This is a genomic window from Rhodopseudomonas sp. AAP120 (assembly GCF_001295845.1).
Taxonomy (GTDB): Bacteria; Pseudomonadota; Alphaproteobacteria; order Rhizobiales; family Xanthobacteraceae; genus Rhodopseudomonas.
In genome coordinates this window covers 1-11,843 of sequence record NZ_LJIC01000061.1, presented here as the reverse complement: position 1 = coordinate 11,843, position 11,843 = coordinate 1, and the positions used below count along the sequence as shown (strand labels likewise).

The following is an 11,843-nucleotide window of genomic DNA, read 5'->3' as shown; positions in this document are numbered from 1 at the left end:
CACCCCGACGATCAGATCGACAATCCGACCGCAAACCTCACACTCGTCATGCCCGGGCTCGTCCCGGGCATTCACGATTCTGAACTCTCGCAACAGGTGCGAATGGCCGGCGCGAGGCCGGCCATCACGCCCTTAGGCGAAGGTCTTGGCGTAGCTCTCGACCACCGCCTTGAGCTTGCCAGCGGTGTCGTCCGACAGGTCGCGGCTGGTCCGGATCGACTCCAGGATCGCCGACTCCTTGCCGCGCAGCAGCGACAGCAGACCGTCTTCGAACGCCCGCACCTTGTTCAGCGGCAACGCGTCGAGATAGCCGTTGGTGCCGGCCCAGATCACCACCACCTGCTCTTCCATCTTCAGCGGCGAGAACTGCGGCTGCTTCAGGAGTTCGGTGAGGCGCGAGCCGCGGTTCAAGAGGCGCTGGGTCGAGGCGTCGAGGTCCGAGCCGAACTGCGCGAACGCCGCCATTTCGCGGTACTGCGCCAGCTCGCCCTTGATCTTGCCGGCGACCTTCTTCATCGCCTTGGTCTGCGCCGACGAACCGACGCGCGACACCGACAGACCGACGTTCACGGCCGGACGGATGCCCTGGAAGAACAGGTCGGTTTCCAGGAAGATCTGGCCGTCGGTGATCGAAATCACGTTGGTCGGGATGTAGGCCGACACGTCGTTGGCCTGGGTTTCGATGACCGGCAGAGCGGTCAGCGAACCGGCGCCGTGGTCGTCGTTGAGCTTGGCGGCGCGCTCGAGCAGGCGGGAGTGCAGGTAGAACACGTCGCCCGGATAGGCTTCGCGGCCCGGCGGACGGCGCAGCAGCAGCGACATCTGGCGGTAGGCGACGGCCTGCTTGGACAGATCGTCATAGATGATCACGGCGTGCATGCCGTTGTCGCGGAAGTATTCGCCCATCGTGCAGCCGGTGAACGGCGCGATGTACTGCATCGGTGCCGGGTCCGACGCGGTGGCGGCGACGACGATCGAGTATTCCAGCGCGCCCTGCTCTTCCAGCACCTTGACGAACTGGGCGACGGTGGAGCGCTTCTGGCCGACCGCGACGTAGACGCAGTACAGCTTCTGGCTTTCCGGCGCGCCTTCGACGTTCAGCGGCTTCTGGTTCAGGATGGTATCGAGCGCGATCGCGGTCTTGCCGGTCTGACGGTCGCCGATGATCAGCTCGCGCTGACCACGGCCGACCGGGATCAGGGCGTCGATCGCCTTGAGGCCGGTCGCCATCGGCTCGTTCACCGACTTACGCGGAATGATGCCGGGCGCCTTGACGTCGACGCGCTTGCGTTCGGTCGCCTGGATCGGACCCTTGCCGTCGATCGGGTTACCCAGCGCGTCGACGACGCGGCCGAGCAGGCCCTTGCCGACCGGCGCGTCCACGATCGAACGGGTGCGCTTGACGGTCTGGCCTTCCTTGATTTCGCGGTCGGCGCCGAAGATCACGATGCCGACGTTGTCGGTTTCGAGGTTCAGCGCCATGCCGCGCGTGCCGTTCTCGAACTCGACCATTTCGCCGGCGAGGACGTTGTCCAGACCATAGACACGGGCAATGCCGTCACCGACGGACAGGACCTGCCCGACTTCGGTGACTTCGGCTTCCTGTCCGAAATTCTTGATCTGGTCCTTGAGGATCGCGGAAATTTCCGCGGCGCGGATGTCCATCAGCCTGCCTCTTTCATCGCGTGCTTGATCGAATTGAGTTTGGTGCGAATCGAACTGTCGACCATGCGGCTGCCGAGCTTGACCACAAGCCCGCCGATGATCGCCGGATCGACGTTGATATTGAGGGTGACATCCTTGCCGGTCACCGACTTCAGCGCGGTCTTCAGCGCCTCGAGATTCTTGTCGCTGAGATTTTCGGCGACGGTGACATCGGCCGTCGCTTCGCCCTTGAACTTCGCCACCAGCGTCCGATAGGCGCGGATCACGTCCGCCACAGCGAACAGCCGGCGGTTGGCGGCGAGCAGCTTCAGGAAGTTGGCGCTGATGCCGGTGATGCCGGCCTTGTCGAGCACCGCGCCGAGCGCCTTGGTCTGGACCTCGGCACCGAACACCGGGCTGCGCACCAGGCGGATCAGATCCGGGCTGTCCTTCAGCAGGGCGCTGAACTTGTCCAGATCGGCCTTGACCGCGTCGACGACTTTCTCATCGCGGGCCAGTTCAAACAGGGCGGTCGCGTAACGACCAGAGACTCCGGAAACCGATGGATCTTCAGATGCCACAGACGCGCTCTTTTGTGCTGTCAAATCGCCAAGGAAAAAACCGTCGCCACGTCGCGGCGCCCCCGATTTAAGCCCTTGGAATTCAAGCTGGACTTGGATTTTGGACCGGTACGATCGTAGCCGGCGGCCTTTAAAATCGCGGCTTTGCTAACATAGCGCGCGGACGCGCGCAACATGACGCACCAAGTCCGGACGGTCTGTCGCATTTCTTCTGCGCAAGTGCGTCGCCGGGCGGAATTCCGCTCGGTGGTTCCGGAGAGCCGGCGCGACCTGCACGCAAGATCGGCCGCTCTGCGCGGGCAAACGAAAACCTGCCAACTCGCCCCGCGAAATCTTCGCCTTCACTTGTTGCGCGTGATGGTAGCGCTAACAAAGACTTACGTCTTTAGTATTCCAATGTATAGAAAGTCGTAGGTCGATTTTCCGCGTAACGCAATCCTGGACTTTTTGATCCGTCGCATCGCTTCAAAAGTTATTTCAAGCGAGAATGATTCGACCGTTCGTCAATTTCTTGCCTCATTACGCAGCGAACGCTCCACCATCGTAAACGGGACGGGGGTTCCACTTGCCGCGCTTGTGGCAATACTGAGGGCTTACATTAATGACTGATACGAAAAAGTCTCCGCCGGGGATGGCAACCCGGCCGCGTGCAGCGGTGGCATTGATCGCCGCGACTGTTATTCTCAGTGGGGCCGCCACCACCGAAGCTTCGGCGCGATCGAAGCGCCATCATCATCACAGCCACAGCCATCACCATCGCCACCACGCGCAGAACGATTGGCGTGATGCCAACGCTTCGCTCGGCTCGACCGGCGGCCGCACCTTCTCCGGCATGGCGTCTTATTACGGCAGCGAATCCGGTAGCCGCACCGCGTCGGGGCAGCGCTTCAATGCCGGCGCGATGACCGCAGCCCATCGCAGCCTCCCGTTCGGCACCAAGCTGCGCGTCACCCATGGCGGTCGCAGTGTCGTCGTCACCATCAATGATCGTGGGCCGTTCATTCGCGGCCGAGTGCTCGATCTGTCGACCGGCGCCGCGCGCGCGATCGGTCTCACGAGCCGCGGAGTCGGCCGTGTGGTTGCGGAAGTGATGTAACCGCAGAAGCGGTTCGCTTCCCCACTTTCAAGAAACACATATCGAGTTCGAATGGCCGCGATCTCTCGCGCGCCCGATCTGCGGCCTGCCGTCAGCGATGACGGCAGGCTTTCTTTTTGCCGCGGCGGCTCGCGAACGTCGCGACGAACGAAGTTGAAGAAGACTACAGGAAGCTTTGCGGATCGACGTCGACTTCGAGCTTGAGGTTACCTTTGGTCTTCGGTCCGTGTGCGAGCCACGAGCGCAAGTAGTTCGATAGATCGAACGACCGCACCGACTTCACCAGCAGCCGGAAACGATAGCGCCCCTTGATCACCGCGAGCGGCGCCTCGGCGGGACCGAGCACCTGGACGCGCTCGTCGACCGGCGCGCAGCCGGCCAGCTTTCTGGCGAAGCCTTCGGCAGTCGGCCGATCGCCGGCCGAGATGATCAGGCTGGCGAGCCGGCCGAACGGCGGATACAGCGTGCGCTCGCGGATATCGATTTCGCTGGCGTAGAAGGCCTCGCGATCGCACGCCACCAGCGCCTTCATCACCGGATGCTCCGGCTGATGCGTCTGCAGGAAGCCGACGCCGCGGCCCTGCTCGCGGCCGGCGCGACCGATCACCTGATTGAGCAATTGAAAAGTGCGCTCGGCGGCGCGCGGATCGCCATTGCTGAGGCCCAGATCGGCATCGACCACGCCGACGAGATTGAGCCGCGGGAAATTGTGGCCCTTGGCCACGAGCTGGGTGCCGATGATGATATCGACCCGGCCTTCGGCGATTTCGTTGAGCTCCGATCGCATGGTTTCGATCGAAGTGATCAGGTCGCTCGACAGCACCATGGTGCGGGCGTCAGGAAACAGGCTCGCCGCTTCTTCCTGCAGCCGCTCGACCCCGGGGCCGACCGCCACCAGCGTTTCCTCTGCTCCGCAATGCGGGCACTGGTGCGGCCGCGGCATCGAGAAGCCGCAGTGATGGCACACCAGGCGTTGCCGGAAGCGATGATCGACCAGCCAGGCGTCACAGATCGTGCAGGCGAAGCGATGGCCGCAGGCGCGGCATAGCGTCAGCGGCGCATAGCCGCGGCGGTTGAGAAACAGCAGGGCCTGTTCGCGCTTCTCGATCGCGTGGCCGATCTGCTCGGCCAGCACCGGGGAAATGAAACGCCCGCGCATCGGCGGCGCGCGGCGTAGATCGATCGCCTCGATCTGCGGCATGTGCTGGCCGCCGAATCGCGACGGCAGCGGGATGCGCTGATAGCGCCCCTTGCGGGCGTTGACCTCGGTCTCGACCGACGGCGTCGCCGAGGCGAGCACGATCGGAATTTTGGCAATGCTCGCCCGCACCACCGCCATGTCGCGCGCGTGATAATGCGCGCCGTCCTCCTGCTTGTAGGCTTGGTCGTGCTCCTCATCGACGATGATCAGGCCGAGATCCGCATACGGCAGAAACAGCGCCGAGCGCGCGCCGACCACGACGCGCGCCTCGCCGGCCGCAATCGCCGCCCAGTTGCGCGCGCGGGTGCGCGGCGTCAGCTCGGAGTGCCATTCGAGGGGTCGAACGCCGAAGCGACGCGCGAAACGATCGAGAAATTGCCCGGTCAGCGCAATCTCCGGCATCAGGATCAGCGTCTGCCGGCCCTGCCGGATCACCTCTGCGACGGCTTCGAAGTAAACTTCGGTCTTGCCGGAGCCGGTCACGCCGTCGAGCAATGCCGCGCGGAAGCCACCGCCCGGCTGCACCAGCTCTCGCATCGTCTCGGCCGCCTTCGCCTGGTCGGGCGAAAAGTCCGCTGGCGCGAAGTCCGGATCGGGAATCGGCGCCGCCGGCTCGCGCGGCATCGCCTCGACGCTCAACGTGCCTTCGTCGACCAGCCCGTCGATCACGCCCGGACTGACGCCGGCCTCCTTGGCGACGTCGGACTTACCGTGCAGCAGCCCGTCCGACAGAATCTCGATCAGCCGCCGCCGTGCCGGCGTCATGCGTTGCGGCTGCGGCCCCACCAACCGCACGCCCATACGCTGACGCTCGGGGCCGAGATGCTCGCCCATCCGCAGCGTCATCCGCAGCACCTGGCCACGCGGCGACAATGTGTAGGTCGCGACCCAATCGACCATCCGGCGCAATTCCTCGCGCAGCGGCGGCACGTCGAGCTTCTCGGAGACATCCTTGAGACGGTTGTGCAGCCGCGGGTCGGGATTGGGGTTCTCGGCCCACACCACGCCCAGCACCTCGCGCGGGCCGAGCGGCACGCCGACGACGTCGCCGGGCTTCAGGACGAGCCCGCGCGGCACCCGGTACGAATAGGCCTGATCGACCGCCACCGGCACCTGCACGTCGACGACGCGCATCGCCGAAGGCGAGGCCGGGCTGGTTCGGGAGTCGTTCATCGCCCCGGTGTGCCGCCAAAGCCGGCTTTCATCAATGGGAAAGGAAATCGGCTATGATCACACGACGCTATCCCCGTCATTGCGAGGAGGCGAAGCCGACGAAGCAATCCAGTTCGGTGCTCGCCGCATGGATTGCTTCGCTGCGCTCGCAATGACGGAGAGGCCCGTACCGGTCAGCAGAAATAAATGCCCAAACCCCAGCCTACGCCTCCCCCGCTTGAACTCGACTGCGCCGCAGCCGACCTCACCGCCGAGTTCGCTCGCTGGCTGGCGCATTTGCGCGCGGAGCGGCGGTTGTCCGGCAAGACGCTGGAGGCCTATGCGCGCGACCTGCGGCAGTTCCTGGTATTTCTCGCGGGGCATTGGGGCGGCGAGGTCACACTCGGCCGCTTCGCCCGGCTGGAAGCGACCGATGTTCGCGCCTTCATGGCGGCGCGACGGGCCGATTCGATCGCCGGCCGCTCGCTGATGCGGGCGCTGGCGGGGCTGCGCTCGTTCGGCCGATTTCTCGAACGCGAGGGTAAGGGCCGGGTCGGTGCGCTCGCCGGCGTCCGCGCACCGAAGATCAAGAAGAGCCTGCCCAAGCCGATCCAGATCGCCGCCGCCAAGCGGCTGGCCGACGCCGATGAACGCGCGGGCGAGGACCGCGAAACCTGGGTGCTGATCCGCGATGCCGCCGTGATGGCGCTGCTGTACGGCTCCGGCCTGCGCATCTCCGAAGCGCTCGGGCTGAAGCGCCGCGACGTGCCGGCGCCCGGCAAGGGCGATACGCTGATCGTGCTCGGCAAGGGCAACAAGACCCGGATGGTGCCGGTGCTGCCGGGCGTGTTGGCACAGATCGCCGACTACGCGGCGGCGTGCCCGCACCCGCTGCCGCCCGACGGCCCGATGTTTCTCGGCGTCCGCGGCGGGCCGCTCAGTCCGCGTATCATTCAACTGGCGATGGAGCGGCTGCGTGGCGCGCTCGGCCTGCCCGACAGCGCCACTCCGCATGCGCTGCGCCACTCGTTCGCAACGCATCTGCTCACGCGGGGCGGCGACCTGCGCGCCATTCAGGAATTGCTCGGCCACGCTTCGCTGTCGACCACGCAGGTCTATACCGGCATCGATACCGAGCGGCTGCTCGACGTCTATGCCAGTGCCCACCCCCGCGCCTAGAGCGCAGCCGGGTGAAATAAGCGGGCGAAGTTGTTAGCAGCCGATCGCCGGGCTTGACCCGCTTTGCCTTCCAACTGACAAGTTCCTGATCTGATGATCACCAGCCCCGCATCGGGGCATGACGAATCGATGACAGGAGACACGCATGGGCGCGCACGAGAGCATGGAGCATGCCGAACACGCGGAGCATGCATCCGGCTCGAACAAGAACATCGCGCTGCTGATCTCGGTGATCGCGCTGTTCCTCGCCTTCTCCGAAACGCTCGGCAAAGCTGCACAGACCGAATCGCTCGCCAAGAACGTCGAGGCATCCAATCTGTGGGCTTTCTTCCAGGCCAAGAGCATTCGCCGGACGGTGGTGCAGGCGGTATCCGAACAGGCGCGGCTGAGCATGAGCACGGTCGGCGACGAAGCCGCCAAAGCCGCGCTGCAGAAGCAGATCGAGGAATGGCAGAAGACCGCGCAGCGCTACCGCTCCGAGCCGGACACCGGCGAAGGCTCCGAGCAGCTCGCCGAGCGCGCCAAACATGCCGAGCATGACCGGGATCTCGCCCAGGCGCGCTATCATCACTACGAGTTGGCGTCGGCCGCCTTCCAGATCGGCATCGTGCTGGCATCGGCGACGATCATCACCGGCATGATGGTGCTGGCGTGGCTGTCGGGCCTGCTGGCAGTCGGCGGCCTCGCCTTCACGGCGATCGGCCTGTTCGCACCGCATGCGGTGCATCTGTTCTGATCGAACGGGGCGGCGCGCCGCTCAGCGCGTTGCCCGGATCCGCTTGCGGAATTGCATCGCCTTACGCAGCAGGCGCTTGAACGGCCCGTCGCCCTCACCGACGAATGCGCGCAGTTGGGCGCGGATGCGCGCCATCACCGGCGCCACCACCTCATGCGCCTTGGCCTTCACCCGCAGCACGAACGCATAGACCCGCACGAACCACGGCATCTGCATCAGCTTCGGCTTGGTGACGTCGAAGATGAAGGCAATCAGGCCGAGGCCGACGAACTGCGCCAGCGCGAAAGCCGCGATGCCGGCGATGAAATGTTCAGTGGCGATCAGCCACAGCGCAAACAGCTTGAACGGGTACAGCGGGATCAACGGCACCACGAATACGATCAGCGCCATCGGCGGCGACAGATGCGCCACCCGCTCGGCCGTCCACTGCTTGATGGCGCGCAGCGGGATGGCGGCGACGATCCGCGCCACCCACGGCTCGAGGTGGTCCCACAGCCACGCCTCGACCAGGAAGAGGACGGCGAGGATGAACCAGAGTGGCTGGAGCAGACGACGCTTCATGACTCTCACGCTAGCCCGACCTTGAGGCCGGGCTGTGACTGACGAGAGTCACATGTGGATGGCGCGCTTGCCGACCGCAAGCGCGGCCTCCTTGACGGCCTCCGAGCGGGTCGGATGGGCGTGGCAGGTGCGGGCGAGGTCTTCGGCCGAGCCGCCGAACTCCATCAACACCGCCGCTTCGTGAATCATCTCGCCGGCCTCGCGGCCGATGATGTGGACGCCGAGCACGCGGTCGGTCTTGGTATCGGCCAGGATCTTCACGAAGCCGTCGGTGGTCTGGTTGACCTTGGAGCGGCCGTTGGCGGTGAACGGGAACTTGCCGACGCTGTAGGCGATGCCGGCCTGCTTGAGGTCTTCCTCGGTCCGGCCGACCGAGGAGACTTCCGGCGTGGTGTACACCACGCCCGGGATCACCTCGTAGTTCACATGGCCGGCCTTACCGGCGATCAGTTCGGCGACCGCAACGCCTTCGTCTTCGGCCTTGTGGGCCAGCATCGGACCGCGCACCACGTCGCCGATCGCGTAGACGCCCTTCACCGTGGTGGCGAAGTGATCGTCGATCACCACGCGGCCACGTTCGTCGAGCGCCACGCCGGCTTCCTTCAGGCCGAGACCCTCGGTGTAGGGCACGCGGCCGATCGCCACCAGCACGACATCGGCTTCGAGCGTTTCGGGATTGCCGCCTGCCGCCGCCTCGACGCTGACCTTGAGCTGCTTGCCCGAGCTGTCGACGCCGGTGACCTTGGCGCCGAGCTTGAAGACGAAGCCCTGCTTCTCGAGGATACGCTGGAACTGCTTGCAGATCTCGCCGTCCATCCCGGGCAGGATGCGATCGAGGAATTCGACCACGGTGACCTGGGCGCCGAGCCGGCGCCAGACCGAGCCGAGTTCGAGGCCGATGACGCCCGCGCCAACGACGATCATCTTGCCCGGCACCTTGTCGAGCGACAGCGCGCCGGTCGATGACACCACGCGCTTTTCATCAATGTCGATGCCCTTGAGGCGCGCGATATCCGAGCCGGTGGCGATGACGATCGACTTGGCTTCGACGGTTTGGGTCTTGCCGTCCTGGCCGGTGACTTCGAGCTTGCCGGTGCCGACGATCTTGCCCTTGCCGGCCAGCACGTCGATCTTGTTCTTCTTCATCAGGTACTCGACGCCTTTGACGTTGCCGTCGATGCCCTGCTGCTTGAAGTTCATCATCGCCGGCAGATCGAGCTTCGGCGCCGGCACCGAGATGCCCATCTTGGCAAACGAGTGCCCGGCCTCTTCGAACAGCTCCGAGGCGTGCAGCAGGGCCTTCGACGGCATGCAGCCGACGTTCAGGCAGGTGCCGCCGAGCGTGGCGTTCTTCTCGACCACCGCGACCTTGAGGCCGAGCTGAGCGGCGCGGATGGCGCAGACGTAACCGCCGGGGCCGGTGCCGATGACGACGAGATCGTAGGAGGCCATTGAGTAATCCTGTAGTTGGCGCAAGTAGTTGGTGCGAGGGCGGCTAGCGGCCGCCGGAAACATCCAAGATGGCGCTGGTGACGTAGGAGGCCTCGTCCGACAGCAGCCAGACGACGGCGTTGGCGATTTCGTCGGCGCGGCCGACGCGCTTCATCGGCACGTTGACGCTGAGCCGATGCGCGCGTTCCGGATCTCCGCCGGAGGCGTGGATTTCGGTGTCGATCAGGCCGGGCCGGATCGCGGCGACCCGGATGCCTTCGCCGGCGACTTCGTGGCCAAGCCCGACCGTGAAGGAATCGACCGCGCCTTTCGACGCGGCGTAGTCCACATAGGTGTTCGGCGAGCCGAGTTTGGCGGCGACCGACGACAGATTGACGATGACGCCGCCCTTTCCGCCGTGACGAGTCGACATCCGCTTCACCGCCTCGCGGGCGCACAGGATGCTGCCGGTGACGTTCACCGCCATGATGCGCTGGATGCGCTCGGCCGACATCTCGTCGACGCGCGCGGTCGGACCGACGATGCCGGCATTGTTGACCAGCGCACCGAGCGGGCCGAACTGATCGGCCGCCGCGAACAGCGCCAGGATGTCGGTCTCGTGGCCGACGTCGCATTTCACCGCGATGGCCTTGCCGTTGCTGGCTTCGATCTCCGTCACGACCTCGCGCGCCGCTGCTTCGTTGCTGGCGTAGCCGATGACGACCTTGAAGCCGCGCTGCGCGCAGCCGAGCGCGGTGGCGCGGCCGATGCCGCGGCTGCCGCCGGTGATGATGACGACGCGATCGGTCATGCGCACCTCATCAGCTCAGCAACCGGATCAACATGGCAATCAGCGCCAGCAACGCCACGAACCAGACGATGCTGCGGGCGAACGGGATCTGGACGAGATAGAGCGGTGCGTACAGGGCACGGGCAACCAGCCAGACCACCGAGGCCGTCGCCGCGTAGCCTCCGGTCTTGCCGGTGACAACCAGCGCCAAAGCGAGACCCACAAAAGCCGGGTAGGTTTCCAGCAGATTGCGGAAAGCGCGCGACGCGCGGCCGGCGAAACGCCCCTTCGGCGTGCGCGGCTCGTCGCGCGGGCCGGCCTGGTAATCGCCGCCGAGCTCCATCGTGGTCGGGATCGAGGCGAGGAACATCTGCACGATCAGCAGCACCACGCTCCAGCCCAGCACCGTGATCTCGGTCGGCATCGGCGGCATCGTTTCCCCCAAGGTCAGCGGCGGCGCGGCGCCGCGCCGCCGGCACTTACTCCGGTCTTACAGATCCAGCACCAGCCGCGCCGGATCTTCCAGGCTCTCCTTGACGCGGACCAGGAACGTCACCGCTTCCTTGCCGTCGATCACGCGGTGATCGTAGCTCAGCGCCAGATACATCATCGGGCGGATCTCGATCTTGCCGCCGACCACCACCGGACGCTCCTGGATCTTGTGCATGCCGAGGATGCCGGACTGCGGCGCGTTCAGGATCGGGGTCGACATCAGCGAGCCGTAGATGCCGCCATTGGTGATCGTGAAGGTGCCGCCCTGCATCTCCTCGATCTTGAGCTGGCCGTCACGCGCGCGCTTGCCGTAGTCGACGATGCTCTTCTCGATGTCGGCGATCGACTTGGTATCACAGTCGCGCACCACCGGGACAACGAGACCCTTGTCGGTGCCGACCGCGACGCCGACGTGATAGTAGTTCTTGTAGATCAGGTCGGTGCCGTCGATCTCGGCGTTGACGGCCGGAATGTCCTTCAGCGCCTGCACGCAGGCCTTGGTGAAGAAGCCCATGAAGCCGAGCTTGGCGCCGTGCTTCTTCTCGAACACGTCCTTGTACTGCGAACGCAGCGCCATGACGTTGGTCATGTCGACCTCGTTGAAGGTCGTCAGCATCGCGGCAGTATTCTGAACTTCCTTGAGCCGGCGCGCGATGGTCTGGCGCAGACGGGTCATCTTGACGCGCTCTTCACGGGCCGCGTCGTCGGCCGGCGACGGGGCGCGAACCTGCACGGCGGCGGCGGGCTGATTGACCGGGGTCGGGGCGGAGGCGGCCTTCTCGATCGCCGCCAGCATGTCGCCCTTGGTGACGCGGCCGTCCTTGCCGGAGCCCGGCACGGTCGAGGCATCGACGCCGCTCTCGGCGGACAGCCGGCGCACCGACGGCGCCTGCGGCGCATCGGACGGCGGGGCCTTGGCGGCCGGCGGAGCTGCGGGCGCCGCAGCGGGAGTCGGCGCAGCCGCGGGAGCCGCGGCCTTG

The 11,843-nt window shown here is 65.7% G+C and carries 11 protein-coding genes; 3 read left to right on the top strand and 8 right to left on the bottom strand.

From position 1 onward, the window contains the following. Nucleotides 1-132: 132 nt before the first annotated feature. Together atpA and IP86_RS10530 are read right to left on the bottom strand one after the other, a co-directional pair. Complete coding sequence (atpA, locus tag IP86_RS10535) at nucleotides 133-1,665, bottom strand: F0F1 ATP synthase subunit alpha (RefSeq protein ID WP_054162481.1); 1,533 nt, start codon at nucleotides 1,663-1,665, stop codon at nucleotides 133-135. After that, nucleotides 1,665-2,225 carry a F0F1 ATP synthase subunit delta gene (locus tag IP86_RS10530; RefSeq protein WP_054162480.1) on the bottom strand — a complete coding sequence of 187 codons (561 nt, stop codon included), beginning with the start codon at nucleotides 2,223-2,225 and terminating at the stop codon, nucleotides 1,665-1,667. The genes atpA and IP86_RS10530 overlap by 1 nt, the downstream gene beginning before the upstream one ends. Nucleotides 2,226-2,826: 601 nt before the next feature. On the opposite strand from IP86_RS10530, the gene IP86_RS10525 reads away from it, so the two are divergent. Further along, entirely contained in the window at nucleotides 2,827-3,321 is a 495-nt protein-coding gene (locus IP86_RS10525; protein ID WP_054162479.1) for a septal ring lytic transglycosylase RlpA family protein, read from the top strand. Between the two features lie 163 nt (nucleotides 3,322-3,484). On the opposite strand, the gene IP86_RS10520 is transcribed toward IP86_RS10525, so the two are convergent. Next, nucleotides 3,485-5,695 carry a primosomal protein N' gene (locus IP86_RS10520; protein WP_054162478.1) on the bottom strand — a complete coding sequence of 737 codons (2,211 nt, stop codon included), beginning with the start codon at nucleotides 5,693-5,695 and terminating at the stop codon, nucleotides 3,485-3,487. Nucleotides 5,696-5,881: 186 nt separating this feature from the next. Between IP86_RS10520 and IP86_RS10515 the strand changes: the two genes are divergently transcribed. Next, on the top strand, nucleotides 5,882-6,853 hold the full coding sequence (locus IP86_RS10515) for a tyrosine recombinase XerC (RefSeq protein WP_054162477.1): 972 nt from the start codon (nucleotides 5,882-5,884) through the stop codon (nucleotides 6,851-6,853). 145 nt (nucleotides 6,854-6,998) lie between these two features. Further along, the gene (locus tag IP86_RS10510) at nucleotides 6,999-7,589 is read left to right on the top strand and encodes a DUF4337 domain-containing protein (protein WP_054162476.1); all 591 of its coding nucleotides are present in this window, start codon (nucleotides 6,999-7,001) and stop codon (nucleotides 7,587-7,589) included. A 21-nt stretch (nucleotides 7,590-7,610) separates the two neighbouring features. On the opposite strand, the gene IP86_RS10505 is transcribed toward IP86_RS10510, so the two are convergent. The 5 genes from IP86_RS10505 to odhB form a co-directional block, all read right to left on the bottom strand. Further along, nucleotides 7,611-8,150 carry a hypothetical protein gene (locus tag IP86_RS10505; protein WP_054162475.1) on the bottom strand — a complete coding sequence of 180 codons (540 nt, stop codon included), beginning with the start codon at nucleotides 8,148-8,150 and terminating at the stop codon, nucleotides 7,611-7,613. A gap of 48 nt (nucleotides 8,151-8,198) precedes the next feature. After that, complete coding sequence (gene lpdA, locus IP86_RS10500) at nucleotides 8,199-9,602, bottom strand: dihydrolipoyl dehydrogenase (RefSeq protein WP_054162474.1); 1,404 nt, start codon at nucleotides 9,600-9,602, stop codon at nucleotides 8,199-8,201. Nucleotides 9,603-9,645: 43 nt separating this feature from the next. Continuing rightward, nucleotides 9,646-10,392: an SDR family oxidoreductase gene (locus tag IP86_RS10495; RefSeq protein ID WP_054162473.1), complete on the bottom strand. Its 747-nt coding sequence runs from the start codon at nucleotides 10,390-10,392 to the stop codon at nucleotides 9,646-9,648. Nucleotides 10,393-10,402: 10 nt separating this feature from the next. Continuing rightward, the gene (locus IP86_RS10490) at nucleotides 10,403-10,804 is read right to left on the bottom strand and encodes an MAPEG family protein (protein ID WP_054162472.1); all 402 of its coding nucleotides are present in this window, start codon (nucleotides 10,802-10,804) and stop codon (nucleotides 10,403-10,405) included. 57 nt (nucleotides 10,805-10,861) lie between these two features. Then, the coding region (odhB, locus tag IP86_RS10485; RefSeq protein WP_054162471.1) for a 2-oxoglutarate dehydrogenase complex dihydrolipoyllysine-residue succinyltransferase at nucleotides 10,862-11,843 on the bottom strand (982 nt) is incomplete at its 5' end.

Coding starts and splice junctions, on each gene's coding strand:
- atpA (WP_054162481.1), bottom strand. CDS start 1,665: ATGGACATCCGCGCCGCGGAAATTTCCGCGATCCTCAAGGACCAGATC.
- IP86_RS10525 (WP_054162479.1), top strand. CDS start 2,827: ATGACTGATACGAAAAAGTCTCCGCCGGGGATGGCAACCCGGCCGCGT.
- IP86_RS10520 (WP_054162478.1), bottom strand. CDS start 5,695: ATGAACGACTCCCGAACCAGCCCGGCCTCGCCTTCGGCGATGCGCGTC.
- IP86_RS10515 (WP_054162477.1), top strand. CDS start 5,882: ATGCCCAAACCCCAGCCTACGCCTCCCCCGCTTGAACTCGACTGCGCC.
- IP86_RS10510 (WP_054162476.1), top strand. CDS start 6,999: ATGGGCGCGCACGAGAGCATGGAGCATGCCGAACACGCGGAGCATGCA.
- IP86_RS10505 (WP_054162475.1), bottom strand. CDS start 8,150: ATGAAGCGTCGTCTGCTCCAGCCACTCTGGTTCATCCTCGCCGTCCTC.
- lpdA (WP_054162474.1), bottom strand. CDS start 9,602: ATGGCCTCCTACGATCTCGTCGTCATCGGCACCGGCCCCGGCGGTTAC.
- IP86_RS10495 (WP_054162473.1), bottom strand. CDS start 10,392: ATGACCGATCGCGTCGTCATCATCACCGGCGGCAGCCGCGGCATCGGC.
- IP86_RS10490 (WP_054162472.1), bottom strand. CDS start 10,804: ATGCCGCCGATGCCGACCGAGATCACGGTGCTGGGCTGGAGCGTGGTG.